This window comes from Halolamina sp. CBA1230, from assembly GCF_002025255.2.
Classification (GTDB): Archaea; Halobacteriota; Halobacteria; order Halobacteriales; family Haloferacaceae; genus Halolamina.
Window position 1 is genome coordinate 501,723 of sequence record NZ_CP054587.1, and the last position, 25,660, is coordinate 527,382.

The 25,660-nt window shown below is 68.6% G+C and carries 21 protein-coding genes; 14 read left to right on the forward strand and 7 right to left on the reverse strand.

All coding sequences use genetic code 11. From position 1 onward, the window contains the following. Positions 1–108 precede the first annotated feature (108 nt). A complete protein-coding gene (locus B4589_RS02615) occupies positions 109–6,447 on the forward strand; it encodes a S8 family serine peptidase (RefSeq protein WP_158081131.1) in 6,339 nt (2,112 codons plus the stop codon). Between the two features lie 26 nt (positions 6,448–6,473). Here B4589_RS02615 and B4589_RS02620 read toward each other — a convergent pair whose 3' ends face one another. Next, positions 6,474–6,695, reverse strand: coding sequence for a hypothetical protein (locus B4589_RS02620; RefSeq protein WP_079232808.1), 222 nt, complete (start codon positions 6,693–6,695; stop codon positions 6,474–6,476). Between the two features lie 132 nt (positions 6,696–6,827). Between B4589_RS02620 and B4589_RS02625 the strand changes: the two genes are divergently transcribed. Then, positions 6,828–7,442, forward strand: coding sequence for a hypothetical protein (locus tag B4589_RS02625; protein WP_079232809.1), 615 nt, complete (start codon positions 6,828–6,830; stop codon positions 7,440–7,442). Between the two features lie 115 nt (positions 7,443–7,557). Here the strand turns inward: B4589_RS02625 and B4589_RS02630 are convergent, their stop codons facing one another. From B4589_RS02630 to B4589_RS02640, 3 genes are all read right to left on the reverse strand, one after another. Then, entirely contained in the window at positions 7,558–9,408 is a 1,851-nt protein-coding gene (locus B4589_RS02630; RefSeq protein ID WP_079232810.1) for a carbon starvation protein A, read from the reverse strand. A 110-nt stretch (positions 9,409–9,518) separates the two neighbouring features. Further along, the gene (locus B4589_RS02635; RefSeq protein WP_079232811.1) at positions 9,519–10,493 is read right to left on the reverse strand and encodes a TRC40/GET3/ArsA family transport-energizing ATPase; all 975 of its coding nucleotides are present in this window, start codon (positions 10,491–10,493) and stop codon (positions 9,519–9,521) included. After that, positions 10,493–10,789 carry a hypothetical protein gene (locus B4589_RS02640; protein ID WP_079232812.1) on the reverse strand — a complete coding sequence of 99 codons (297 nt, stop codon included), beginning with the start codon at positions 10,787–10,789 and terminating at the stop codon, positions 10,493–10,495. Before B4589_RS02640 ends, B4589_RS02635 begins: the two co-directional genes overlap by 1 nt. Before the next feature lie 117 nt (positions 10,790–10,906). Here B4589_RS02640 and B4589_RS02645 point away from each other — a divergent pair, with 117 nt between their 5' ends. Then, a complete protein-coding gene (locus tag B4589_RS02645) occupies positions 10,907–12,136 on the forward strand; it encodes a GTP-binding protein (RefSeq protein ID WP_079232813.1) in 1,230 nt (409 codons plus the stop codon). 9 nt (positions 12,137–12,145) lie between these two features. Here the strand turns inward: B4589_RS02645 and B4589_RS02650 are convergent, their stop codons facing one another. Beyond that, positions 12,146–12,382, reverse strand: coding sequence for a hypothetical protein (locus B4589_RS02650; protein WP_079232814.1), 237 nt, complete (start codon positions 12,380–12,382; stop codon positions 12,146–12,148). Between the two features lie 77 nt (positions 12,383–12,459). Here B4589_RS02650 and B4589_RS02655 point away from each other — a divergent pair, with 77 nt between their 5' ends. The 9 genes from B4589_RS02655 (at position 12,460) to B4589_RS02695 (ending at position 21,851) form a co-directional block, all read left to right on the forward strand. Further along, on the forward strand, positions 12,460–12,693 hold the full coding sequence (locus B4589_RS02655) for a hypothetical protein (RefSeq protein WP_079232815.1): 234 nt from the start codon (positions 12,460–12,462) through the stop codon (positions 12,691–12,693). A gap of 31 nt (positions 12,694–12,724) precedes the next feature. Continuing rightward, positions 12,725–13,702 (forward strand): D-2-hydroxyacid dehydrogenase, encoded by a 978-nt coding sequence (gene ddh, locus B4589_RS02660; RefSeq protein WP_079232816.1) that lies wholly within the window; start codon positions 12,725–12,727, stop codon positions 13,700–13,702. Positions 13,703–13,744: 42 nt separating this feature from the next. Beyond that, positions 13,745–14,035, forward strand: coding sequence for a DUF5798 family protein (locus B4589_RS02665; protein ID WP_079232817.1), 291 nt, complete (start codon positions 13,745–13,747; stop codon positions 14,033–14,035). A 57-nt stretch (positions 14,036–14,092) separates the two neighbouring features. Further along, entirely contained in the window at positions 14,093–15,073 is a 981-nt protein-coding gene (locus B4589_RS02670) for a PLP-dependent cysteine synthase family protein (protein ID WP_079232818.1), read from the forward strand. A gap of 271 nt (positions 15,074–15,344) precedes the next feature. Next, the gene (locus tag B4589_RS02675; RefSeq protein WP_079235144.1) at positions 15,345–16,418 is read left to right on the forward strand and encodes a BMP family protein; all 1,074 of its coding nucleotides are present in this window, start codon (positions 15,345–15,347) and stop codon (positions 16,416–16,418) included. Positions 16,419–16,492: 74 nt separating this feature from the next. Beyond that, on the forward strand, positions 16,493–18,052 hold the full coding sequence (locus B4589_RS02680) for an ABC transporter ATP-binding protein (RefSeq protein WP_079232819.1): 1,560 nt from the start codon (positions 16,493–16,495) through the stop codon (positions 18,050–18,052). After that, complete coding sequence (locus B4589_RS02685) at positions 18,049–19,179, forward strand: ABC transporter permease (RefSeq protein ID WP_079232820.1); 1,131 nt, start codon at positions 18,049–18,051, stop codon at positions 19,177–19,179. The genes B4589_RS02680 and B4589_RS02685 overlap by 4 nt, the downstream gene beginning before the upstream one ends. Then, positions 19,176–20,405, forward strand: a complete 1,230-nt coding sequence (locus tag B4589_RS02690) for an ABC transporter permease (RefSeq protein ID WP_079232821.1) — start codon at positions 19,176–19,178, stop codon at positions 20,403–20,405. Before B4589_RS02685 ends, B4589_RS02690 begins: the two co-directional genes overlap by 4 nt. A 78-nt stretch (positions 20,406–20,483) precedes the next feature. Continuing rightward, entirely contained in the window at positions 20,484–21,851 is a 1,368-nt protein-coding gene (locus B4589_RS02695; protein ID WP_079232822.1) for a geranylgeranyl reductase family protein, read from the forward strand. A gap of 150 nt (positions 21,852–22,001) precedes the next feature. Here B4589_RS02695 and B4589_RS02700 read toward each other — a convergent pair whose 3' ends face one another. Beyond that, on the reverse strand, positions 22,002–23,285 hold the full coding sequence (locus tag B4589_RS02700; RefSeq protein ID WP_255246115.1) for an amidohydrolase: 1,284 nt from the start codon (positions 23,283–23,285) through the stop codon (positions 22,002–22,004). A gap of 119 nt (positions 23,286–23,404) precedes the next feature. Between B4589_RS02700 and B4589_RS02705 the strand changes: the two genes are divergently transcribed. Next, complete coding sequence (locus B4589_RS02705) at positions 23,405–24,952, forward strand: Na+/H+ antiporter NhaC family protein (RefSeq protein ID WP_079232824.1); 1,548 nt, start codon at positions 23,405–23,407, stop codon at positions 24,950–24,952. Then, the gene (locus B4589_RS02710; RefSeq protein ID WP_079232825.1) at positions 24,949–25,194 is read left to right on the forward strand and encodes a hypothetical protein; all 246 of its coding nucleotides are present in this window, start codon (positions 24,949–24,951) and stop codon (positions 25,192–25,194) included. Before B4589_RS02705 ends, B4589_RS02710 begins: the two co-directional genes overlap by 4 nt. A gap of 58 nt (positions 25,195–25,252) precedes the next feature. Here B4589_RS02710 and B4589_RS02715 read toward each other — a convergent pair whose 3' ends face one another. Further along, positions 25,253–25,579 (reverse strand): uS10/mL48 family ribosomal protein, encoded by a 327-nt coding sequence (locus B4589_RS02715; protein ID WP_079232826.1) that lies wholly within the window; start codon positions 25,577–25,579, stop codon positions 25,253–25,255. Positions 25,580–25,660: the final 81 nt, after the last annotated feature.

A 25,660-nucleotide genomic window follows, 5' to 3' on the forward strand; every position in this document is an offset into this window, starting at 1 on the left:
TACATTTCTCGTGTGAAAAATATAGGTAGGGAGAACAGTCGAACTATCGGAGACAGTCCATAAATGATAGAAAGGAAACAGATGCGGGCCGTCGTCCTGGCAGTTCTGATGGTCGGGTCCGTCCTCACGGTCGGGGTGGGTAGCGTCGCGGCACAGCCATCACTCGCCGAGAACCAGGCGCCGTCGCTCGACGGGAACGGCGCGGTGCAGGAACTCGAACCGAACACCGCGGTGACGAACACGGAGCCCACGGCAGCGTCCATCGAACGGGACGACGCCGAAACGGCGAACGTCGCGAAGGAGCTCCGAAGGGCGGACGGCGAGCAGGTGCTCCTGCTGAGCGTGGAGCGGAACCTCGACCGTGACGCCGCCAGCTTCGCGTCCGTGGACGCCGACACGCTCCGGGCCGACTCGCGAGCGACGCTCCGCCCCGTCGCGGAGCAACTCACCGAGTTCGAGCACGTCGACATCCGGAACCAGTTCTGGGCAGGGAACGTGCTCTCGGTGGAAGTCGACCTCGACGAACACGACGTCGACCGGCTCGCAGCCATCGACGGCGTGACCGCCGTCGCGCCGAACGCCGACGCCGTCCACCCGGCACCGCCGGAAGACGACACGACGATGATGGCGAGCACCGAGAGCAGCGGCGGCGACGACTACACGTACGGGCTCGAGCAGATCGACGTGCCTGGGTTCGAGGAGCGCTACGGCGACCGTGGCGGGAACGCGACCGTCGCCGTCATCGACGACGGGATCAGCAACCCCGAGGCGGGTCACCCCGACCTCACGTTCGCGACCGAGGCGGTCGCGGTCAACGGCAGCGTCACCACGGGGACGCTCGGCAGTGCGGGCTCCCACGGTGAACACGTCGCCGGGACGGCAGCCGGTGCCGCCGAGCCCGCGGGTGACGTCCCCCGATACGGCGTCGCTCCCGACTCCTCGCTCGTCATGATCAACGCCTTCGAAGGCGGTGCGACCGCCGAGGACATCCTCGCGTCGGTCCAGTACTCGGCGGAGCAGGACGTCGACGTGGCGACCATGAGCCTCGGCTTCGAGTCGACCACCGGGAACTCGGTGCTCATGACTGCGATGGAGGAGACGATCCAGGACGCCAACGCGGCGGGCACGCTGGTCGTCGGCTCGGCCGGGAACGCCGGCGCCGGCGACGACGGCGGGCCGACCACTTCGCCCGGCGCCGAGTTCTCCAGTTTCTCCGTCGGTGCCTCCAACGCGCAGGGTACTATCGCACCCTTCTCCAGCGGCGCCGTGATCAGCCCGTTCGCCGCGGAGTACGTGAGTGCTAACGGGAGCTACCCCGCGAACTACCCGCGTGAGTACGTCAAGCCCGACGTTGCCGCTCCCGGCGCCGACGTACTGAGCGCCGGGCCGCTCGGCACCGTCGTCGCGGACGACGCCGCGACGTACTCGACGAGTGGCGGGACGTCGATGGCCGCCCCGCACGTCGCGGGTGCGGCCGCGTTGATCCAGTCCGCGACCGAGGAGGAGCTGGCGCCGAAGACGATCCAGGCAGCGCTCGTGGAGACGGCCGCCAAGCCGGACAACGAGTTCGCCGAACGGCACGGGCGGGACATCCGCTACGGCGCCGGGGTCATCAACGTCACTGCGGCCACCGCGGCCGTGAAGTCGGGGACGATGGGGATCGAAGGCACGGTCACGGACACCGACGGCGACCCGATCCCGGGCGCCGCGGTGACCAGCGAGGGCGACGCGCTCACGAGCGCGAACGTCTCGGGTGACTACACGCTCCGGACCACTGACCAGTCGACCGAGGTCACGGCCGACGCGTTCGGTTACGAGGCGTCGAGCCAGGACGTCGATGACGGGAGCGCCCAGTTCACGCTGGACGACGCACTTGCCGTCGACCTGATCGAGGAGCAGAGCGAATACGCGGAGTTCGACGGACAGGTCGACGTGACAGTCGACGTGCGCAACCTCGACAACGTCACGGTCGAGCCCACCCAGGCGACCGACGTCGACACGGGGAACCTGACGCTGCGGGTCGCCGGGGAGGAAGCCAGCTTCGGCGAGCCGGTCGAACTCGACGGGTACGACGGCCTCGTGAACGTCACCGTCGATATCGACGGGAACGCCAGCGTCGAGGAGAACGACACGATCGGGCTCGAACACACGTTCCAGGGGCTTGGCGAGAGCACGACCGTCGAATCCGGCCCGACGACGCTGACCGAGGAGCTCGATCCCGCGTTCTTCGAACTGGACGGGCTCACGGCTCCGGAGACGCTCGCACCCGGCGAGTCCCTCGACATGACCGTCGAGGTCACGAACACCGGACAGGTGGCGGACAGCAAGCTGATCCAGACGTTCGTGGACGGGCCCAGCGGCGAGGCAGCGGTGCCGCCCGAGGAGCTCAGCCTCGAACCGGGCGAGACCACGACGTACGAACTGTCGGCCAACGGGATCGGCAGCCTCTACGACGCCGGGAGCGTGCTCGACGTCGGCTTCCGGACTGCCGACGGTGAAGGGTATTTCGGCGATCTCACCGGGATCAACGACGAGATCTCCGCCGAACTCGCGCTCCAGGCACAGGGCGCGCAGTTCAGCGTGACGAGCCTCGAAGCGCCGACCAAAGCCGGCGCTGGCGAAGAGATACAGGTCAACGCGACCGTCGAGAACGTCGGCAGCGAGGCCGACCAGCAGAACGTGGCGTTCCGGTTCGGGGCGGAGACGCTCGCGACCGAGACGGTCGAACTCGAGGCGTTCGGCCTGAGCGCTTCCGACAACGTCGTGAACCTCTCGTTCACCGTGTCGGTGCCCGAGGAGCCCGACATTTACGAACACGGCGTGTACACCGACGACGACAGCGCGACCGGCGCGATCGCCGTCGACGAGTCGTACACCAACGTGACCGTCGTCGAATCCGACGGGATATACGAACCTGGACAGGGCGAGCGGACGCTCTCGGTGTTCGAGGAGCATCTCGCGCCGCGGTACGCCACCGAGGTGGTCGAGGTGCAGTCGGTCGACGACGAGACCATCGCGTCGACCGACGTGTTCGTGTTCCACGACTTCGGCACCTCGCTCAGCGACGAGGCGATCGCGGACCTGATCACCACCGTCGAGAACGACTCGACGACCCGGGCGGTGTACCTCGAACAGGCGATCGCGAGCAACGCGATCTCCGACCGCTCGCGGGTGACCGGCGACCCCGACGAGTCGCCGTTGAACTCCCAGACCGGCGCGCCGCCGGTCGAGTTCGAGATCGAGGCCGACCACCCGATCTTCGAGGGCGTCGGCGAGCCGGGCGAGACGGTCACCATCCACGACGGTCCGAACGCCTACATGTCGTGGTTCGAGGGGCCAGACGGTGAGACCCTCGCGCGGGCGGACGACGCCGCGGGCACCGACGCGGGCGGGCCGAGCGTCGCAGTCGACCCCGAGACGGGGTCGGTGCTGCTGGCCTCGATCGCGCCGTTCGAGTTCCCGCTGGCCGGCCTCTCGCTCTCGCCGGACGCGTTCACCGACGACGCGGGCCGACTGCTCGCGAACTCGGTGGCCGTCGCCGACGACGACACCGACAGGTCGGTCGCCGTCGACACCGAGTTCGTCGGGGCGGTCGATGACGCCTCGGACTCGGTGACGGTGACGGGCTCGGTCGGCGCGACCGACCAGCACGACGGTGAGGAGGTCACCGTCACCGTCGGCGGCGAGCCCGTAACCACCGCGACGGTCGACGGCTACGAGTTCACGGCCGAGTTCGATCCCACCGTGCTCGATCTGTCGGCCCAGTCCGACGCGGTCGTGGACGTGGCCGAACTCTCCATCAACGACACGGACACGGTCGACGTGGTCCACGAGACGCGGTCGCTCGAGAAGGGGTACAACCTCCTCTCGGTACCCCAGTCCGCAAACCTCTCCGCGGAGGGGGTCGGCGCCGTGAACGTCTGGAACGCGTCCGCCGGTAGCTACGAATCGGCCACCGGGTCCGAGTTCGACTCCCCGGCGAACCTCCATCAGGGGCTGTACGTCTCGGCGACCGACGACGACGCTCGCCTCGGGTTCACGTTCGGCGACGACGTGCCGACGGGCGGCACGGCCGACCTGACAGAGGGCTGGACGCTCGCGGGGTCGAACTTCGCGATCGACAGCACCGAGATGGGTGACACGCGGACGCTCCATGAGGATCTCGTCTCGGTCGACCCGTCCGGGCTGACAGTGTTCGGCTCCGGCTTCGACCAACAGTACGACGGCCAGTCGACGATCGGTGCCTACGACGCCTACTGGGTGCGCAACAGCGGGAACACGAGCCACGAACGCGCGATCGTCTCGCCGGCCTACGACGTCGCTGACCGCGAGGACGTGCTGGGGCTGAACGAGTCGGCGTTCGAGATCACCAGCGTCGAGACGTCCGTGCGCTCGACCGACGAGGTGTCGCTGGAGGACGACGTGCTCGGCAGCGACGAGGACGTGGTCGCGGTCGACGTGACGGTCACCAACGACGGCCGCCTCGACACGCAGTTCGTCGACCTACACGCCGCACAGGACGGCGAGTTCACGCTCGCCGAACGCAGTTCCGGTGTGACGCTCGACAGCAACGAAACCGAAACCGTCACGCTGTACTACGCGCTCGAACGGGACGACCCGCCCGCCGTCGACCTGCGGGCCACGACCGACGACGACGCCGCGGAAACCACCCTCGGCGTCGGCGGGGACGGGCTGACCGTCGAGGATCAGGCACTGACGCTCGACGACGAGTTCGTGGTCAGCAGCGTCGACTACAACGGCGAAGCGACCGTCGAGCTCGTCGCCGACGGCGAGGTGCTCGGAACCGAAACCGTCGACGACGGCGACGCGACCGACCTCCCGATCACGCTTTCGAACGCGACGACGGGGACGGTCGAGGTACGCTTGCTGGACGCCGACGGCGAGGAGCAGGCCAACGCGACCGCGACCGTCTCCGGCCCCAGCATCGAGATCGAGAACGGGGCGCCCGCACACGCGTTCCCCGATTCGGAGAGCGTCGACGTGCCGGCCAACGTGACCAACAACGCGTTGATCGAACAGACGGTCGACGTCGGGTTCGCGATGGGCGGCGAAACCGTCGAAAACGAGACGGCCACGATCGCCGGCCGGAGTACCGAACTGGCGGCGACGTTCGCGGCGAACGTCTCCGAACTCGACGTCGGTGACTCGGTCGAGCACACCGTCTCGGCCGCCGGAGCGAGCGATACGGCCACGCTGACGGTGACTGAGGCCGCGATCGAGTTCCGCGACCAGGGCTCCACCGACGGCACGGTGCTGGTCGAGAACGTCACCGCCGAGGCCGGGCAGTCCGTCGTCGTCACGAACGACGAGTACGAGATCGTCGACAGCGCGAACCTCACGGAGGACATCGTGGACGGCACGATGGAGTTCACGCTCGAGAGCCCCGGCGAGCACGTCGCGCACGTGGTCGCCGATACCGACGACGCGGCAGACGACGCCGGCCTCGTGAGCGATCAGGCGACCGTGTCCGCGACGAACGTGACCATCGAGAACACGAGCGTGAACGTCAGCGAGTCGTCGCTGCCGTACAGCGTCGAGGAACTGGACGTGGCGGGAGCAGGCGTCCTCGACAGTTTCGACGGCACGCCCGAGGGTGCGAACTACACGATCGAGATCCGGCAGGACGGGGCGACCATCGGCGAGTCCGACACGCTGAACGGCGAGGAGATGGACGTGACGGTCCCGCTCGACGAGCCGATCACCGCCGACTCGGTCGGTACGACCACCGCTGCGGTCGAGGCGGTACTGGTCGACGAGTCGGGGACGGCGATCCCCATCGCGCGGAACGGGACGTTCACCACCGTCTCGGACAACGCCACGGTGACGATCACCGCGGGCGAGGCCGAGGCGAACGTCGTGCTGCCGGATCAGACGATCGACGCGAACGGCGGCAGTGACGCCGTCCGGGTCGAGAACGTCACCGGGACTGAGGGCCAGTACGTGGTCCTCACGGACGCCGACCTGAACGTCGTCGGCACGCACGCACTCGAGGAGCGCGTCGTCGACGAGACGCTCGTCGTCGACCTGAACGAGAGCGCCGAACCGGGCGAGTACCGCGCCCACCTCACGAGCGACGTGGGGCTGCTCGCCGGCGACGCGCTGGTGACCGACGCCGGCGAACTGTCCGAGCCGGCGAACTTCGACGTCGGGATCGACTCAGTCAACGACTCGGTGACTGCCGGCGAGAACGTCAGCGTCACCTACACCGTCGAGAACACCGGCGGCGTCGAGGGGGCACAGACCGTCAGCGCCTCGGTGAACGGCACGGAGGTGGCCACCGACGACGTGACGCTCGCGGCCGGCGCGAATCAGACGCTCAGCGTGACGTACGTGACCGACGGCGACGACACGCCGGCGGTCGAAGTCGAAGTGGAGAGCGAGAACGACAGCGCGACCGCGACGGTCGAAGTGATGCCGGCAAGCTAACCCCGAGAATCGGGGTTTTTCGCGAGCTACTTCCCGTAGGTGAGCCGCTGGACAGCGGCGTTCAGCCGCGCAGTGAGTTTCCCCATCCACGCCACTGGCGAGACGCGGCGGATCGACGACTCGTCGACTTCGATGCGCTCGTCGCCGAACGGGTCACGCGGCCCCTCCTCGCTGTCGGCGTTGACCGCGTCGACGACGGTGGTCATCGAACAACGCCCACACGCCTCGGTCGGTTGCTCATCGCTCATGGCCGTGTGTTACAGGTCCGCAGGCATATGTTTACCGTCGGGGGCACGCGACGGGCTTTTCACGCGGCGTGTGCCACTGCAGACCATGCACCGACGAACCGCCCGACACGACCGCCACCACCCTGCCGGACGATGAGCGACGCCGACGCCCGCGATCCGGAGGAGCTCCCCGCGGAGATCCGGGAGGCGGTGCCGACGTGGAACGACGAGTACTTCGACCGCGTCAGCGACCGGCTGATGTACAGCTACGACCTCGAACGCGACTACCGGGTTCGGGGCGAGGCGTTCGACCTCTACGGCGAGTTCCGGGTGCGGACCCAGAAGCAGTTCTTCCACCCCTCGTTGAGCTACGCCGACCACGACCGGGCGGAGTACCTGTTCGCCCGACGGACCGACCGGCCGACCGTCGCCGACCTCGAGTCGCTGGTCGAGTTGGGCCACGACCTCGCGGAGGAGCGGATCGTCCCCAGCGAGGAGCATTTCGAGACGGAGTTCACGTTCGTCCTCGTCGTCGACGAGGTCACCGACGCCGTCCGTGAGTTCGTCGAGGGGTTCCGCGAGCGGGAACTGCTCGCCTACGGCTACTACGGCCACTACGAGATCAACCTCGCCGTCGTCGATCCGGACACGGAGACGGCGATCGGCAGCGAACAGGCCGACACCGCCCAAGCGTTCGCGCTCTGGGGCGATATCGAGCAGCCGAGCGAGAGCTTCCTCTCGCGGTTCGCCAAGCGGTTCTGGACGTAGCTGTCGCTCCCGAGTTCGATCGGAGGGAAGGTAATCGGGGACCGTGGTTCGGTTCGGCCGCCGTGGCCGGTCGATGCGTCGTCAGTCGTTCACCGAATCGGAGCGACGACGACGGTCAGTCGTCGCTCGGCTCCGGCGCCGTACCGCTGCCGCCACGGACGTTGCTGATGTTCTCGTACCCGATGCGCACCAGCGAGAGCGCGAGGTACAGCAGCACGAGTGCCAGCACGACCCGGACCACAACCGAGATCTGTGTGCCCAGACCGGTCGCGCCGCCCATGATCAGCTGATCGTACAGCTGCTCTTTGAACGCGATCCAGGAGATACCGAGCACCGTGATGGTCACCATCAACACCATCGGCACGCCGGTGCTGATGAGCTGTTTGGAGTCGTCCCAGTTGGCGAGCCAGACCGTCGCGGTCAGCAGCGCGAGCGCGGCGAGGAGCTGGTTCGCACCGCCGAACAGCGTCCACAGCGTCGCCCACTCGCCCGAGATGACCAGCGCGTACGCGATGATGACCTGGACCAGCGGGTTGGTGTACCGACCGCGGGCGAACGAACCGATGCCGCCCGAAAGCCCGGTTTCGGTACCGCTGCCGGGTGCACCCAGGATCTCCTCCATCATGTATCGGCCGAGACGGGCGGCCGTGTCGGTGGACGTGAGCAGGAAGCTCACGAGCACGAGCGCCATGAACGGCGCACCGTACTGGGCGGGGATGCCCAGACTCGTGAGGATGGTGCCGCCACCTGCGGCGAAGTTCGGCAGCGCGCCGCCGATGCCGCCAGCCGCCGCGTCGGAGGCGACGCCGGCGATAGCGAGCGTCGACAGCGCCACTGCGGCGAGCAGCCCCTCACCGAGCATGCCACCGTAGCCGATGAGTCTGGCGTCGCTCTCCTTGTTCAGCTGTTTCGCAGTGGTCCCGGAGGACACCAGCGAGTGGAACCCGCTGATCGTCCCACACGCGATGGTCACGAACAGCATCGGGAACAGTGGGAACGGTGCGACGCTGTCCACCCCGAGGAACCCGACGAACGGTTCGATGCTGTCGGACACGACGAGCGGTTCGCTCGACGTGCCGAGCAGCGTGCCGACGATGATCGCCAGCAGTGCGCCGCCGACACCTGCGTACAGCAGGAACGACGACAGGTAGTCACGCGGCTGGAGCAGCGTCCACACGGGGAGCGCGCTCGCGACCGCCGCGTACACGAGGATCACTGGGACCCACGCCGCCGTGTTGCCGCCGAGCGCCCCGGCGCCGGGGACCCACGAGCCAGTGCCGTTGAACAGCACGAACGTTCCAGCAGTGTGAGAGCCTTCAGCCAGCTCGAACAGCGCGAACGGGTACTGGATACCGATCCAGACGCCCGCGAACACGCCCGCGACGAACACGATCGTCCCGGGGATGAACGGACCGTCGAGCTGGTAGAGGTAGACGCCGAACACGATCGCCAGCGCGATGTACACGAAGCTCGCGGTCGCCGCCGACGGGTACGCGTTCAGCACGATACCCACGACCAGCGCGAACACCGCGACGACGAGGATGATCGTGAGGAACGCGAACCACAGCAGCAGGTTCTTCCCGCGTTCACCCACGTACTCGCCGATGATGTAGCCGATCGACTTCCCCTCGTGTCGCATCGAGCCCGACAGCGAGACGAAGTCGTGGACCGCCCCCATCAGGGGGTTACCGATGGCGACCCACGCGAGTGCGGGCACCCAGCCCCAGATGGCGCCGGCCGTGATCGGGCCGACAATCGGCGCGCCGCCCGCGATGCTCGAGAAGTGGTGCCCGAGCAGCACTGGTTTCTTCGACGGAACGTACTCCTGCCCGTCCTCGTACTTGTGGGCTGGCGTCTCCCGTGAGTCGTCGAGGCCGACGAACTGTGAGAGATACCGCGAGTACCCGACGTACCCGACGGAGAACGTGATCAACACTGCCGCCACGATCCAGATTACCTGAGTCATTGTAACGTACCTTCATGATACAGATTGTCGTGACCACTTAAGAGTTGACTAATAGTTCTAGTACGTTCGCCCACGAATCGAAGCACGCTACGATGGTTTCGACCCCTCGATCAGACGAACGATGGCTCCTCGACGCCGACCGAAACGTCGAGTTCGGCGGCCACGTCGGCGAGGAGGTCACCCCGAACCTCCCGGGTTCGGGTCTCGATCGTCGCGAGCAACGGGGGGTCGAGCGACTCCCGCACCTGATCGAGTCGGTCCGTCTCGGTCTCGATCCGGTCGCGGAGGTAGCGCGCGCCGCGGCCGTTCTCGTCGTCGTCCGGCGGCGGGGTGAGCTTGTTCGCGATCAGCCCGGAGACGCCCAGCCCCTCGGCGTCCATGTCGTCGATGGCGCGGGCGGTCTCGTTGACCGAGAGCTGGTCGGGGTTGAGCACGAGGAAGAAGGCGGCGTCCTCCCGCAACGCGCCGCCGGCGAACTCGAAGAACTCCTTGCGCTCCTGGAGGCGTTCGAGCACGGGGTCACCCTCCATCACGCGCCGCGGCTCGTTGTTGCCGATCGCGGCCTTCTCGAACAGGTCGATGCTCTGGCGGCGCTTGTGCATCAGGCGGTCGACCCAGTCCTCGAGGAACTCCGGCAGTCCCAGCAGGCGCAGCGTCGAGCCCGTGGGGGCGGTGTCGAACACCACGCGGTCGTACGGGTCGCTCTCCCGCATCACCTCGACGAACCGGTCGAACAGCGCCGACTCGTAGGCGCCCGGCGTCTGGTGGGCCATCTCCAGCTGCTTGTTGATCTCGTTGACCATCGACGCCGACACCTGATCCGAGAGCCGGTTCCGGATCTCGTCGAGGTGGGCGGTCACCTCCTCGTCGGGGTCGATCTCCAGCGCGTCGAGCCCGTCGATACCGTCGACCGGTTCGGGGGCGTCGCCGAACTGCTGGTCGAACACGTCCGAGACGGAGTGGGCCGGGTCGGTCGAGACCACGAGCGTGTCCACGCCCGCGTCCGCACACTTCCGTGCGTACGCACACGAGACAGTGGTCTTACCGACGCCGCCCTTCCCGCCGAAGAAGACGAACGGCTCCATCAGAAGTGGTACTGCTGGCCCTTGCGCTCGATCATCGTGTCCCGGTCCCAGAGTCGGCGCTCCCACGCCTCGAACTCCTCTTCGAGGTACGGGAGGATCTCGGCGGTGTAGTACGACACCGGCGATGGGATGCCGAACGCGTCGGGGAAGCAGGCAAGCAGGAACGCGTCCTCCAGGTCCTCGGCCTCCTTCTCGATCTTTTCGTAGGCGGGGTGGCTGATCATCCCGTGGTAGAGCCCCCTGAGCCACTCGTCGAGGGCGTCCAGATAGGCGTCGATCCGTTCGGAGAGATCCATGCTGTCCGGTGGTAGACGTTCGTGCGGTAAAAGCTGTCGTGGCCGCGGCCCGCGTGCCGCCGGCGTCGACGGACCGCTGCCGAGAGGTTGAAAGGCGAGTGGCACCCACCCACACGCATGAGCGATCACATCCCGGTCACGGTGCTCTCGGGGAGTCTCGGCGCCGGGAAGACCACGCTACTGAACCACCTACTCACGAACGCTGGCGACCGCGACATCGCCGTCCTGGTCAACGACATGGGCGACGTGAACGTCGACGCCGAACTCGTCGCGGAAGGATCCGACACGGACGTCGCCGGCGGCGTCGAGGAGCTCTCGAACGGCTGTATCTGCTGTGAGCTGCAGGACGACCTCGAGACCGCCGTGGTTCGGCTCGCGCGGAACCGCGAGTTCGACCACCTGATCGTGGAGTCCTCGGGCATCTCCGAGCCCGCGCCGGTCGCGCGGCTGTTCACCACCGAGTCCGCCGCGGCCGCACGGTACCGCGTGAACGGACTGGTGACAGTCGTCGACTCCCGGCTGTTCGTGGACACGTTCGGCGGCGAGGGGACGCCCGAGCGCACCGCCGCCGAGGAGGACGACCGCCCGCTGTCGGATTTGCTGGTCGAACAGATCGAGGTGTCGAACGCGGTCGTGCTCAACAAGGCCGACCTCTGTACGGACGACGAACTCGACGAGGCCGAGGCGCTGGTGGCGGCGCTCCAGCCCGACGCCGACACGGTCCGCACCGCCTTCTCCGAGGTCGACCCTGAGTGGCTGCTCGACGTCGAGCGCTTCGACGAAGGCGAAGTGAACGACTTGCCGGGCTGGAAACGCGCGCTGGCGGACGAGGAGCACGAACACGACGGCGAGCACGACGACGGCCACGGCCACCGGCACCCGGACGAGGTGTACGGCGTCGCCTCGTTCACCTACAGACAGCGCCGGCCGTTCCACCCCGAGCGGATCGCCGCGGTGCTCCGTGATCTCCCCGACGGCGTCGTCCGCTCGAAAGGGACGATCTGGATCGCGGACAACGAACTCCGTCAGACGGTCGGGCAAGCGGGGTCGTCCGTGCGCGTGGAGGCGCGCGGGCCGTGGATCGCCTCCCTCCCCGAGGTCGAGCAGGATCTCTACCGCTCGAACCGACCGAGCCTCGAGTGGGACGAGGAGCACGGCGACCGGCGCACGGAGTACGTCGTGATCGGCACGGAGTTCGACGAGGACGCGCTGCGGGACCGCCTCGACGACGCGCTCGTCACCGACGAGGAGTGGGAGGACGTGGACGCGCTGCCCGCTGGTCCGTTCCCGACGGAGAACCAGGACGAGACCGCGCTGCGTGAGCCGGCGCCGGCGACGGTGGAGTAACGCGGCGGCTCAGCAGGCACAGCCGTCGGCGTAGGAACGCTCGAACCGCATCGACTCCCCGCAGTCGGGACACTGCGGCGTCCCCTCGCCGTCGTGGTCGAGTCCCTCAGCCGCCACGTCGGCGTCGCGGACCCGGACCCCGCAGTCGTCACACCAGTACGCCCCCTTCGACTCCGGTTCCGACTCGGTCTCCGACTCCTCGGTTCGCCCGGTGAGCGCGCTCTCGATCGTGCCAACAATACCCATACATGTGTTTTCCGACTCCACCCTCTTAGCTTCCACGGCGACCAATAGCTAAGTGTCCCCGCCCCGGGCTACCACGTATGAGCGACGACGACCGCGGCCCGACCGGCCGCGAGGGGTTCGAGGCGGCGGCGGAGCGATCCGAGGGGAACCCGTGGGTGGTCCACGGGCTGAACGCCGTGCTGTCGACGCTGTTCGCGCTGACGATCGTCTGGGGGCTCGACTACGTCGGCAGCCTCGCGTTCACGCCGGTCAACGTCGCGACGGCGGCGGTGCTCATCTTCACCGGCGCGTACCTGATGTCCGTCCGATAGACAGTAGGGGGCCGGGGGCGAACCCCGGTGCATGGTGACACGCATCGGTATCCACGCCTCCATCGAGGCGCTGTTCCCGCCGGCAGTGCTCCGGGACCGACTCGCCGACGTCGACGAGTGTTTCCGACTCTCGTCCGCCAGTCAGACCCAGTCTGACGACGTCGGCCCCGAGGTGGTCGTCGTCGACACCGACGCGGTCGACACGGTCGACGCGCTGGTGACGTTCGCGTACGACGACGCCTTCCTCGACGCCGACCTGGAGTGGATCCACTCCGTCCAGGCCGGCGTCGATCGGTTCCCGTTCGACGAACTGGAAGCGAGAAGCATCCGCCTCACGAACAGCACCGGCACCCACGGCGACAGCGTGGGCGAGACCGTCGCGGGGTACATGCTCGCCTTCGCGCGCCGCCTCCACGAGTTCCGCAGCAAGCAGGAACGGACGGAGTGGGCGTGGTCGGAGTGGGACGCGCCGTTCACGCTCGCGGGGAGTTCGCTCTGTGTCGTCGGCCTCGGCACGCTCGGTCGCGGGATCGCCGCCCGCGCCGACGCGCTGGGGATGGACGTGACCGGCGTCAAGCGCACGCCGACGCCCGTCGATCACGTCGGGACGGTGTACCCGAGCTCCGAGCTCCACGAGGCGATCGGTGACGCGAAGTTCGTCGCGCTCGCGGTGCCGCTGACCGACGAGACGGAGGGGCTGATCGGCGCCGAAGAGCTGGCGCGGCTGCGCGAGGACGCGATCCTCATCAACGTCGCGCGGGGCGCCGTCGTCGACCAGTCGGCGCTGGTCGACGCGCTGGAAGCGGACGAACTCGACGGCGCCGCGCTGGACGTGTTCGAGACCGAGCCGCTGTCCGCGGACTCGCCGCTGTGGGGGATGGACGACGTGATCGTGACGCCCCACAGCGCGGCCGCCCACCGGGAGTACCCCGACCGGATGGCCGCGCTGGTGCGGGAGAACGTTCGCCGGATCGCCGAGGGCGAGGGGCTGGCGAACCAGGTCGTGTAGCTCACCGGAAGCGACACAAACCCCCGTCCCTATCACTCGGGCATGGTCGGACTCGGAAGCACCGCACAGAAGCTGCAGACCGTCGCGGAGAGGGCCGAGAAGGTGTACGAGCGGATGAACAAGCTCCGCGAGGAGGTCGAGGAGACACAACAGACCGTCGACGAGACCAAACAGCGCGTCGTCGCCGTCGAGGAGGAGTTGGCCGAGCAGCGCGCCGTGCTCGACGCGATCGCCGAGGAGCACGACGTCGACGCCGACGCCGTCGCTGCCGAGGCCCACATCGAGGAGGCCGAGGCCGACGAGGACGAAGGGACGACGAACGGCGACAACTGAGCCCGCCCGTTTCTCGGAGATGGTAAGCTACACAAACGCCTCCGCCCACGTTCGAGTATGACCACTCATCGGGAGCCTCTGGACTCGGTTCTCGACACCATCGGCGAGACGCCGCTGGTCCGCGTCCACGACAGCCCCGACGCGGTGCCCGTCTACGCCAAACTGGAGTCGTTCAACCCCGGCGCCAGCATCAAGGACCGCATCGGGATGTACATGCTCGAAGGGATGCTGGAGCGGGGCGACGTCGAGCCCGGCGGCACGGTGATCGAGCCCACGGCGGGCAACACGGGGATCGGGATCGCGGTCGCGGCCGGGCAGCTGGATCTGGACGCCGTGTTCGTCGTCCCCGAGCGCTTCTCCGTCGAGAAACAGCAGCTCATGCGCGCACTCGGCGCCGAGGTGATCAACACGCCCAGCGAGGACGGGATGGGTCGCGCCATCGAGCGCGCCCACGAGCTCGCGGACGAGCTCGACAACGCCGCCGTCCCCCAGCAGTTCTCGAACCCGCTCAACGTCGAGGCCCACTACGAGACCACCGCGCCCGAGATCTACGACGCCCTCGACGGCGAGGTCGGCGCGCTCGTCGCGGGCTGTGGCACCGCGGGTACGCTGATGGGGATGGCCCGCTACGGCCGCGAACAGGACGAGAACACCCACGTCGCCGCCGTCGAGCCCGAAGGCTCCCTGTACGGCACCCTGCTGGGCGAGGAGCGCGAGGAAGGTGAGTACAAAACTGAGGGGATCGGCACCCACGACACCTCGACGAACGAGCTGTTCGAGCCCGAACTGGTCGACGAAGTCCACGCGGTGCCGGACGAGGAGTCCCACGCCGAGATCCAGCGACTCGCCGCCGAGGAGGGGCATCTGGTGGCCTCCAGCGCGGGCGCGAACGCGGTCGCCGCGAAGAAGGTGGCCCGGGGGATCGCCGACGGCGAGATCGACGCCCCCCACGACGCGGTGGTGACGGTGTTCGCCGACTCCAGCGAGCGCTACCTCTCGAAGGGGATCTACGGCGAGTACGAGGAGTGGGAGGGGTAACTCGACCGCGGCGCGGGTGAGCCAGCACGGACCGTCGGAGCACTCGCCACCGCGGCGGCGTGGATCCTCGCGTTCCTCGGCTCCCGTGCTCCCGCCACCGCGCCGGAAAGGTGTGTACTGATCCGGCAGCTAGTGGTGGTATCGTTGGATTCCCAGACAGACCTGTGCAGTCATTTCCGTCAGACCAGTCAGGTTCCGAACTAGAGCGCTCCTCGAAACGATGGGCTTAACCGCTGGTCACCGAGAGAGAGCCACAACGATGCGCGACCACATCGACCGACGAACGTTCATCGGGGGTGCGACCGGCGCTGCACTGACCGGACTGACTGGCTGTCTCGGCGGCGGCGGCGGCAGCAGCACCGAGACGAACGTCGGGATGGTGTACGCCCTCGGCGGGCTGGGCGACGAGGCGTTCAACGACATGGCCCACGCGGGCATCCAGCGCGCCGAGGAGGAGCTCGGGATCTCCTACGAGAACACCGAGCCGACGGGGCAGAGCGAGTTCGGCACGTTCCAGCAGCAGTTCGCCACGTCGACGGACCCGAACTACGATATGATCGCCTGTATCGGGTTCGCCCAGCGGAGCGCGCTCCAGGAGAACGCCGAGGAGTACCCCGACCAGAACTTCATGCTGGTCGACGCCGAACTCGACGTGGACAACGTCGCCTCCTACACGTTCCGCGAGCACGAGGGGTCGTTCCAGGTGGGCCACCTCGCCGGGCTCCTGTCGACCCGGGAGTTCAGCCACGAGGGGACGTACAGCGGCACCGAGAAGACGTTCTCCACCAACCCCGACGAGAAGGTGGTCGGCTTCGTCGGCGGGAAGGAGAACCCCCTGATCAAGAAGTTCGAGGCCGGCTTCATCGCGGGCGTCGAGCACGTCGACTCCGAGATCGACGTGCGCGCGGCGTACGCCGGCTCGTGGAACGACCCCGGGCGCGGCCAGGCGATCGCCGCCTCGATGTACGGCGAGGGCGCCGACATCGTCTACCACGCCGCGGGCGCCACCGGCGGCGGCGTGTTCAACGCGGCGGGCGAGCACGGCCGCCTCGCGATCGGTGTCGACAGCGACCAGTCGCTGAGCAGCGACGCGAGCCACACCATCGTCGCGAGCATGGTCAAGCACGTCGACACCGCGGTGTTCAACGCGACCCAGGACGTCGTCAACGACGAGTTCCAGGGCGGCTCCACCATCGCGCTCGGCCTCGACGATGAGGGCGTCGAAGCCGTCATCGGCACCGAGTACGAAGGGGAGATCCCGCAGGACGTGCTCGACGCGCTCGACTCCTCCCGTCAGGCGATCCAGAACGGCGAGATCGACGTGCCGACCGAACCCGAGAACTGAGTTCGCGACCGACGGGTCGCTCCCCTCCGACCGTCGGGGGCGGAACCACCTTCCACTCTCCCGAACCAACATAGATGAGCGCGCCAGCGGTCGACCTCAGACGGATCACCAAACAGTTCCCGGGCGTCCTCGCGAACGACGAGGTCGACTTGACCGTCGAACGCGGGAGCGTCCACGCCCTCCTCGGCGAGAACGGGGCGGGCAAGACGACGCTGATGAACGTCCTCTACGGGCTGTACCAGCCCACCGACGGCACCGTCGTCGTCGACGGCGAGGAGCGGACGTTCGACTCCCCCCGGGACGCGATCGACGCCGGTATCGGCATGATCCACCAGCACTTCATGCTCGTGGAGCCGATGACCGTGACCCAGAACGTCGTGCTCGGCAACGAGCCACGGAAATGGGGTGGGCTCGCGATCGACCGCGAGACCGCCCGCGAGGACGTCGCCGAGCTCGCCGACCGCTACGGGTTCGACGTGGACCCCGAAGCGACCGTCGGCGACCTCTCGGTGGGCGAGCAACAGCGCATCGAGATCCTGAAGGCGCTGTACCGTGGCGCCGACACCCTGATCCTCGACGAGCCGACCGCGGTGCTCACCCCACAGGAGGTCGAGGAGCTGTTCGACGTGTTCGACGAGCTGACCGAGGCCGGCAAGACGATCATCTTCATCACCCACAAGCTGAGCGAGGTGACCGACGCGGCCGACGAGGTCACGGTGCTGCGCGACGGGAAGAACGTCGGGACGGTCGACGTCGACGAGGTCGACGGCACCGAGCTCGCGGAGATGATGGTCGGCCGTGAGGTGCTGTTCGACACGGAGAAATCGCCCGTCGAGACGGGCTCGATCGGGCTCGCGGCGCGTGACCTCGTGGTCGAGGACGACCGCGGGGTACGCGCCGTCGACGGCGTCGACCTCCGGATCGCCGACGGCGAGGTGTTCGGCGTCGCCGGCGTCGACGGTAACGGCCAGTCGGAGCTGGTCGAAGCGATCACCGGCCTCCGGACACCCGTCTCGGGGCGGGTGTATCTCGGCGACGAGGACGTGACCGACGCCCCGCGGCGGCGGCGCATCGAGAACGGGATGGCGTACGTCCCGGAGGACCGACAGACCCGCGGGCTGGTGATGTCGTACGACCTGACCGAGAACGGCCTGCTCGGCAGCCAACGTGACCAGCAGTTCGCCGACGGCGGTCGCATCCGCTGGGGGGACGCCGAGGAACACGCCGAGGAGATCGTCGAAGAGTACGACGTCCGCCCCGCCGACCCCGACGCGACCGCGACGTCGCTCTCGGGCGGGAACCAGCAGAAGTTCATCGTCGGCCGGGAGTTCTCCCGCGACCCGTCGGCCGTCGTCGCCTCCCACCCGACCCGCGGCGTCGACGTGGGCAGCGTGGAGTTCATCCACGACCGCCTGCTCGAACTGCGCGACGAGGGGGCGGCGGTGCTGCTGGTCTCCTCGAAGCTCGACGAGGTCCGGAGCCTCTCCGACCGCCTGGGCGTGATGCACGACGGCGAACTGGTCGACGTGGTCGACCCCGCCGAAGTCACCGAGGAGCAGTTGGGGCTGCTGATGGCGGGCGAGGAGCCCGAGGACGTGCCGCAGGCGTCCCGCCGGAACGGGGGTGAGCGATGAACCCCGATCGTCTCCCGGACCCGATCGCGGGGCTGCTGGGCCGGCTGGTCGACGCCTCCGCGGGCGAACGGCTGGTCGTCAGCGTCGCCGCGCTGGTCACGGCGATCCTGCTCGGCGGCGTCGTCACGCTGGTCGCAGGGGTGTTCGCGGAGTGTGCCACGCCGATTTTCGGACCGTTCTGTTACAACCCCCTCGCGGTGTACCGCTACCTGTTCCTCGCGCCGTTTTTCGACTCCTTCATCCTGCAGGAGACGCTGAAGAACTCCGCGCTGCTTCTGTTCACGGGGCTGGCCGTCGCCGTCTCGTTCCGTGCCGGGCTGTTCAACATCGGGACGCAGGGACAGCTGGTGCTGGGTGCGCTCGCGGCCGCGCTCGCGGCCGTCTGGGTCGGCCCGGCGGCGCCGTCGGGCCCGGTCGGCGGCGCGCTGATCGCGATCGTCGCGATGATCGCCGGCGCGGTCGTCGGCGGGCTCTACGCCGCCATCCCGGGCGCGCTGAAGGCGTACGCCGACGCGAACGAGGTGATCACCACCATCATGCTCAACTTCATCGCGAGCGACGTCGCGTTCTTCCTCGTCTCGGCGTACTTCCAGAAGCCCGACAGCGGGAGCGTCGAGACGCGTGACGTGCCGGCCGCGGCGCGGTTCGGTCCGGAGATCGCGCTCGCGATGGCGATCGCGCTGACGCTTTTGATCACCTACGTGCTCTGGGGGACCGCGTTCGGCTACGACCTCCGGACCGCGGGGATCCAGCCCGAGGCCGCCGACTACGCGGGCGTCGACGCCAAGCGCATGATCGTCACGAGCATGACCCTCTCGGGGATGATCGGCGGCATGGGCGGCGCGGTCTGGGTGCTGATGTCCGTCGGGCGCTGGGTCAACGGCGTCCCCTCGCTGGGGTTCGACGGGATCACGGTGTCGGTGCTGGCGAGCAACAACCCCCTCGGGGTGCTGTTCGCGGGGCCGCTGTTCGGCTCGATGCAGGCGGGGAGCCTCTCGATCGACTTCCAACTCGGCGTGCCCAGACAGCTCGTCGGCGTCATCCGGGGGCTGGTGATCCTGCTGGTCGCCATGCCCGAGTTCTTCCGGGCGCTCGGCGTGCGCTGGAACATGGGGGGTAGCCGATGAACGCGATCAGGCGCTTCGGGCTGCTGGCAGTCAGCACGCTCGCCGTGGTCGCGGTCGTCCTGATCGGCCAGCTGTTCCCGAACACGCCGGCGGGCGAGCTCGCGAGCGTGCTCGACGCCGGCTACGCTGCCTCCGCGCTCCGGCTGGCGGTCCCCATCGCGTTCGCCGCGCTGGGCGGCATCTTCGCCGAGCGCAGCGGCGTGATCAACATCGGGCTCGAAGGGCTGCTGATCGTCGGCGCGTTCACCGGCGTCGCGGTCGCCCACTGGATGATCGGCGAGAGCGGCGCGAGCCTCGGCCCGGGGGTCGTGCTCCTGCTCGTGATCGCGGCGCTGCTCGCGTTGGCCGGCGCGGCGCTGGACCTGCTGGGTGACTCCCGCAGGGAGATGGCGATCCGTGGCGGCGGCGGGGTGCTCGCGACCGCCGTCCTCGCCGCGCTCACGGTCGCGCTCGCGGGGCCGACGCTCGCGGCGACGTGGATCGCGTTCTACGTCGCGGTGCTGGTCAGCGGGGCGTTCTCGCTTTTGTTCGCGGTCGTCACCATCGAGTACCGTGCGGACCAGGTGATCGCGGGGCTGGCGGTCTGGCTGATCGCGCTCGGCGCGGCCCCCTTCGCCAGCAGCGTCATCTGGGGCAGCGTGAACTCGCCGGGCGTGGACACGCTCGGCACGTGGACGGTGCCGCTGCTCTCGGAGATCCCGACGGTCGGCTCGGTGCTGTTCGACGCCGAGCCGGTCGTCTACTTCCTGCTGCTCGCGACGCCGGTATCGTGGTACGTCCTCGCCCACACTTCCTTCGGCTACTGGGTGCGGGCCAGCGGGCAGAACCCCAAGGCGCTCGACACCGCGGGCGTCGACGTGCGCCGGGTGCGCTACGCCGCCGTGCTGATCTCGGGCGTGTTCTCGGGGATCGGCGGCGCCGGCCTCTCGCTGGGCCGCGTGGGCAACTTCGTCGGCAGCGGGACGACGATGGTCGACGGCCGGGGGTGGATCGGCATCACTGCGATGCTGTTCGGCAACTACAACCCCTTCGGCGCGTTCGGCGCGTCGCTTTTGTTCGCGGCGCTGGACGCGCTCCAGTTCCGGCTCCAGCAGCTGAACGTCGCCATCCCGGACTCGCTGATCCAGTCGGTCCCCTACGTCACCGTGATCGTGGTGCTCGCGCTGGTGGGACGGACCCGCACGCCGGACGCCGCCGGCGAGCACTACGAGGCCGACGAGGACTGATCGCCGCGGCGACAGCCGATTTTCCGACCCCGTGCTCGTGATAAAGAGTTTTGCACCTTCCCACCCGAGGGACTGCAAATGAGCACACACGAGTACGATATCGTCGTCGTCGGTTCCGGCACCGCGGGCTGCTACGCGGCGGCGACGGCCGCCCAGGAGGGGCTCGACGTGGCCGTCGTCGAGCGCAAGGACGAGGAGGCGGCCGGCCACATCGCCTGCGGCGACGCGCTCAAGGGCGCGAACTCGTTCCCGGACGCGATCCCGAAGTCGAAGATCGAGTCCTCGTTCACCAACACCGCGGTCGACCACGGCCGCTTCGAGATCCCTTCCGAGGACGCCGTCCTGAACATCCCGGTCCCCGGGGAGCTGGCGGTGATCGACCGCTGGGAGTACGGCCGCAAGATCATCGACGCCGCCGACGAGGCCGGCGCGGAGTTCCACTACGACACGGTCGTCACGGACGTGCTGCAGGACAACTCGGGCCGCGTGACTGGCGTTCGCGGCAAGCGCAAGGGTGAGGTCGAGACGTTCGAGGCCGAGATCACCGTCGACGCCGCGGGCGCGCTCTCGGTGCTGCAGGACAACGCCGACTTCTCCGACGCCACGTTCGACACCAACGTCTCCTACTCGCAGTTCTGCTCGGCGTACCGCGAGATCGTCGAGGTGCCCGAGCCCGTCGACTGGAACGACGCGCTGGTGTTCAAGCCGACCGACCGCGCCTCGGGCTACCTCTGGTACTTCCCGCGCACGCCGACGGAGATCAACGTCGGCCTCGGGTTCCAGATGACCGAGGAGCCGATGAAGCTGGTGAAGGACCTCCGGAAGGACCTCCGGAGCCGTCCCGAGTTCGAGGGCGCTGAAGTGGTCGACAAGCTCGGCGCCGCGCTCCCGACCCGCCGGCCGTACGACTCCGCGACGGCGCCGGGGATGGTCGCGGTCGGCGACGCCGCCGGGCTCGTCAACCCCACGACCGGCGGGGGGATCGCGGGCGCCGCCTACTCCGGGAAGTACGCCGCCGAGGAGGCTATCTCGGCCATCTCGGGAGGGCGGGCGGACGAGGAGCTCTGGCGGTACAACGAGAAGGTAATGGACCACTTCGGCGCGCGCTACGCCGCGCTCGACGTGTACAACGTGCTCTCGACGGCCGTCGAGGTGGACGAACTCACGTCGATGCTCGCCTCGCTACCCGGCGAGCCGATCGCGGAGGCGCTGTACTCCGGGAAAACGTCGATCGGCCCCAAGACCGCGCTCAAGACGCTGCGCGGCGCGATCGGCCACCTCGACCAGCTCTGGGAGATCTACCAGGTGCGAAATCTCGCGGAGGAGCTGCTGGCCCACTACGAGTCCTACCCCGACCGCCCGTCGGCGCTCCCGCGCTGGCAGGACGAGCGTGACTCGATCATGGAGCGCGTCTACGAGCGGACGGGCGCCGATCCCAAGTACTAAGCCTCGACCTTTTGCTGCGGGCCCCGGAGGGCCCTTGCAAAAGCTCGGCCAAAAGCCTGCGTCGACCCCTACGGGGTCTCCTTGGCCCACTCACTCCCTACGGTCGTTCGTGGAAACGCTATTCTAGCTGACAGCGGCCGCCCAGCCCAGTCAGCGCTGCTCCTGACTGAACGCCTCGATCGCGCCCGCCAGCGTCTCGACGCCGATGCGCAGCGACTCCTCGTCCACGTCGAACGTCGAGGTGTGGTGGCCGCCGGGGTGGTCGGTTCCCAGGCCGACGTAGCAAGCCTGCCCGCCCTGATCCTGCACGCGGTTCATCAGGTACGTCGCGTCCTCGCTGCCGCCGAGGTCGTCGTGGTCGAGGATCGAGTCCACGCCCTCGACACCCTCGGCGACGTCGGCGACGATCGACGCGAGCTCCTCGTCGCTCTCGGCGGAGGGGGCCCGGGAGTTCAGCGTGCGCTCGGCGGTCACGTCGTGCATGTTGGCGGCGGCGCCGACGACGCGACCCGTCTCCGTCCACATGTACTCCATCAGTTCCGTCGTTGCCCCCCTGACCTCGCCCTCCATCCGCGCGTGCTCGGCGACGATGTTCGACGCGGTGCCGCCCTCGACGACGCCGGCGTTCACCCGGGTCGGCCCGTCGGCGTGGCGCGGCACGGCGTAGATGCTGGTGACCGCCTCGGCCATCGCCTGGATCGCGTTGTCGCCCTCCTCCGGGTGGGCGCCCGCGTGGGCGGAAGTGCCCTCGAACTCGACTTCGAACCCCGAGACCGCGAGGAAGCCGCCGACGCCGGCCACGATCTCGCCGGTCGGGTGATCAAGGCCGACGTGGACCGCGTACAGCGCGTCCACATCGTCGAGGTGGCCCGAGCGGGACATCGGGCCGCCGCCGGCGACGCGCTCCTCGGCCGGCTGGAAGAACACCTTCAGCGTGCCCGAGAAGTCGGAATCTTGGACAGCGTCGATCACGCCCAGGCCGAGGGTCGCGTGGGCGTCGTGGCCGCAGGCGTGCATGTACCCCTCGTTCTCGGAGCGGAACCCCGCCGCGGCGGGGACGTGATCGTCGTCGTCGGACTCGGTGATCGGGAGCCCGTCGATGTCGACCCGGAGGCCGACCGTGGGCCCCTCGCCCTGCTCGATCACGGCGACAGCGCCGGTGTTCCCGCCGTCGAGCCGCGAGAGGAGGTCCGGGTCGGCGCCGGCCTCGACGGCGCGGTCCTTCCACTCGGCGCGGGTGGCCTGGTCGGGGAGGGACATGCGTGGCTCGTCGCTCTCCTCCAGCGCGTCCGGGCCGACGTGGAGTTCGTCCACGTCGCGGGCGCGGAGTTCCTCGACGATACGGGCGGTGGTGTAGAACTCACACCACGCCGGCTCGGGGTGACGGTGGAGCTCCCGGCGGAACGAGATCAGGTCGTCGGCGTCTACGTGCACGGCCGGTGAGTGGGTCCGCGAGCGCTTAAACCCCGGCGCGCCGGCAGTCGACAGTCGGTCGTGGCCACTAGAACCGCGAGCCATGGTCTTTATACGCATGCCTCACACCACCACCGTCCGTGCAGAACGAACCAACGACCGAATCGGGTGAAGAGACGTCGCTCCGGTTCCGCGGCGGGCCGGCGGTCAGCGCGCTGCCGATCACGCTGTTCATCGTCTGGGCCGTGTTCCAGTCCGGCGTGCTGGGTATCGGCGACACGTCCGGCCTCGTCGTCGGGATGCTCGTCGGCCTGATCGCCGGGCTCCCGTTCGTCCGGGGCGACTGGAAAGCGTACGCGGACGCCATCTTCGAGGGGATGACCCAGGAGGTCGCGGCGACCGCCGCCGTCGCGTGGCTCTGGGCGGGGATGTTCGCCAACACCATCCAGGCCGGCGGGTTCGTCGACGGCCTCGTCTGGCTGGCCGGCGTCGCCGAGGTCGGCGCCTCGCTGTTCCCCGCCGTAACGTTCCTGCTCGCGGCGGTGCTGGCGACCGGGATCGGTACCGGCTACGGGACGACTATCGCGTTCGTGACGCTGGTGTTCCCGGCGGGCGTGCTGCTTGGGACGAACCCGATCCTCCTGTTCGGTGCGATCCTCTCGGGGGCGGTGTTCGGTGACAACCTCGCGCCCGTCTCGGACACGACCATCGTGAGCGCGGTGACACAGGACGCCGACATCGGCGGCGTCGTCGCCTCGCGCGTGAAGTACGCCGTCATCGCTGCGGTGCCGGCGCTGGGGGCGTACGTGATCGCGGGCCTGACGATGGCGACCAACGAGCCCGCCGCGAACGCGGGCGTCGCCTCCGGCGCGGCGTGGGGGCTGCTCCACCTGATCCCCGTCGCGATCGTCATCGGGACGGCCATCACGGGTCGCCACATCGTCGAGGCAGTGTCGTGGGGGCTCGCGAGCGCGTTCGTGTTGAACGTGGTGCTCGGCGCGACCGGCCGCGTCGACGTGGGCGTCAGCGACATGCTCGTGTTCGCCGCCTCGGAGAACTCCGGGTTCGCGCAGGCGCTCGCCGGCGCGCCACTGATCGGCGCGATCGTCGAAACCGTGCCGGCTGCGGAGGCTGGCGTGGGCGGGAGCATCTACTCGGGCGCGGTGGGGTTCTTCCCGCTGATCGTGCTGACGCTGCTGATCGTCGCCGGCGCACAGATCATGCGCGCCGGCGGCGGGTTCGAGGCGCTCCAGACGTGGCTGCTCGACACCGTCGCGACCACGGTGCGTCGCGCCGAGGTGACGATGGTGCTCGGCACCGCCATGGTCAACGCGATGGTGACGATCAACACCGCCGCCGAGATCGCGATCGCGCCGTACATCCGTACGCTCGGCCGGCGGTTCAACATCAACGGCTACCGCCGGGCGAACATCCTCGACGCCAACACCTCCGCGCTGGGGTACATCTTCCCGTGGGGTGGCGGCGTGCTCGCGGGGTACACCGCGATGCAGGGGCTCCCGGACGAGTACGAGTGGTTCACCGCCGAGATGCTGGTCAACCCCGCCGCGGTGTTCCCGTACGTGTTCCACGGCTGGTTCCTGGTGGCGGTGTTCCTCGCCGCCGCCCTGACCGGATTCGGACTGGAGTACGTTAGCGACCGCGAGAGCAAGGAGGTGAGTCGCGTATGAGCCGACTCGGCGCCTTCCTCGCCGGCGTGGGGTTCCGGACGTCGAAACCGACGTACAGCCCGGGCGACGAGCTGACCGCCATCGTCACCAGCCGTGACGGTGAGGACGCGCTGGTCCGTATCGGTGACACGGTGCTCAGGCTGCCCGACGCCGCCGACGACGTGACCGTCGACGAGGAAGCCCGCATCCGCGTCACCGCGTTCGACGCCGACAACGCGACCGGCGAAGCGGAACTGCGCTGAGCGGCCGCTGGCGGACTTTTTTTTGCGGAGAGGACGGATCAGCGGGAGAAGGAAGTCGTTAGCGGTACGCCTGGCTTGCGCGGCGTTCCACGTCGACCTCGACGCGGATGGAGTCGGGGAGGTCGGTTGCAACGACCTCGCGGGCGATGTGGTCGGAGCCGTGGATCTCCAGCCAGCGGGTGTAGACGGTGTAGTTCCACGGGTCGAGCTGTTCGCTCGGCTGGCAGCGGCTGTACAGCGGAACGGTGTGGTGTTCCGGCTGTTCCTGGTGGGGGCCCTTACACTCGGCGCCCTTGCGCTCCACTCGCTGTTTGAGCCCGTCCACCGTATCGTCCAGAACGTCCCGGTCCCCACTCCGGAACGTGAGCGTCGTGACGAAGGTCATACTCGAGGGTTGGGTTCGAGCGTGAAAAGCGCATCTACCGGCCGGCGCGCGGCGGATGCTTTCGGCCCACCGAAGCCGATT

What these genes read in the sequence shown, in the direction of transcription:
- B4589_RS02615 (WP_158081131.1), top strand. Translation starts at nt 109, where the DNA reads ATGGTCGGGTCCGTCCTCACGGTCGGGGTGGGTAGCGTCGCGGCACAG.
- B4589_RS02620 (WP_079232808.1), bottom strand. Translation starts at nt 6,695, where the DNA reads ATGAGCGATGAGCAACCGACCGAGGCGTGTGGGCGTTGTTCGATGACC.
- B4589_RS02625 (WP_079232809.1), top strand. Translation starts at nt 6,828, where the DNA reads ATGAGCGACGCCGACGCCCGCGATCCGGAGGAGCTCCCCGCGGAGATC.
- B4589_RS02630 (WP_079232810.1), bottom strand. Translation starts at nt 9,408, where the DNA reads ATGACTCAGGTAATCTGGATCGTGGCGGCAGTGTTGATCACGTTCTCC.
- B4589_RS02635 (WP_079232811.1), bottom strand. Translation starts at nt 10,493, where the DNA reads ATGGAGCCGTTCGTCTTCTTCGGCGGGAAGGGCGGCGTCGGTAAGACC.
- B4589_RS02640 (WP_079232812.1), bottom strand. Translation starts at nt 10,789, where the DNA reads ATGGATCTCTCCGAACGGATCGACGCCTATCTGGACGCCCTCGACGAG.
- B4589_RS02645 (WP_079232813.1), top strand. Translation starts at nt 10,907, where the DNA reads ATGAGCGATCACATCCCGGTCACGGTGCTCTCGGGGAGTCTCGGCGCC.
- B4589_RS02650 (WP_079232814.1), bottom strand. Translation starts at nt 12,382, where the DNA reads ATGGGTATTGTTGGCACGATCGAGAGCGCGCTCACCGGGCGAACCGAG.
- B4589_RS02655 (WP_079232815.1), top strand. Translation starts at nt 12,460, where the DNA reads ATGAGCGACGACGACCGCGGCCCGACCGGCCGCGAGGGGTTCGAGGCG.
- ddh (WP_079232816.1), top strand. Translation starts at nt 12,725, where the DNA reads ATGGTGACACGCATCGGTATCCACGCCTCCATCGAGGCGCTGTTCCCG.
- B4589_RS02665 (WP_079232817.1), top strand. Translation starts at nt 13,745, where the DNA reads ATGGTCGGACTCGGAAGCACCGCACAGAAGCTGCAGACCGTCGCGGAG.
- B4589_RS02670 (WP_079232818.1), top strand. Translation starts at nt 14,093, where the DNA reads ATGACCACTCATCGGGAGCCTCTGGACTCGGTTCTCGACACCATCGGC.
- B4589_RS02680 (WP_079232819.1), top strand. Translation starts at nt 16,493, where the DNA reads ATGAGCGCGCCAGCGGTCGACCTCAGACGGATCACCAAACAGTTCCCG.
- B4589_RS02685 (WP_079232820.1), top strand. Translation starts at nt 18,049, where the DNA reads ATGAACCCCGATCGTCTCCCGGACCCGATCGCGGGGCTGCTGGGCCGG.
- B4589_RS02690 (WP_079232821.1), top strand. Translation starts at nt 19,176, where the DNA reads ATGAACGCGATCAGGCGCTTCGGGCTGCTGGCAGTCAGCACGCTCGCC.
- B4589_RS02695 (WP_079232822.1), top strand. Translation starts at nt 20,484, where the DNA reads ATGAGCACACACGAGTACGATATCGTCGTCGTCGGTTCCGGCACCGCG.
- B4589_RS02710 (WP_079232825.1), top strand. Translation starts at nt 24,949, where the DNA reads ATGAGCCGACTCGGCGCCTTCCTCGCCGGCGTGGGGTTCCGGACGTCG.
- B4589_RS02715 (WP_079232826.1), bottom strand. Translation starts at nt 25,579, where the DNA reads ATGACCTTCGTCACGACGCTCACGTTCCGGAGTGGGGACCGGGACGTT.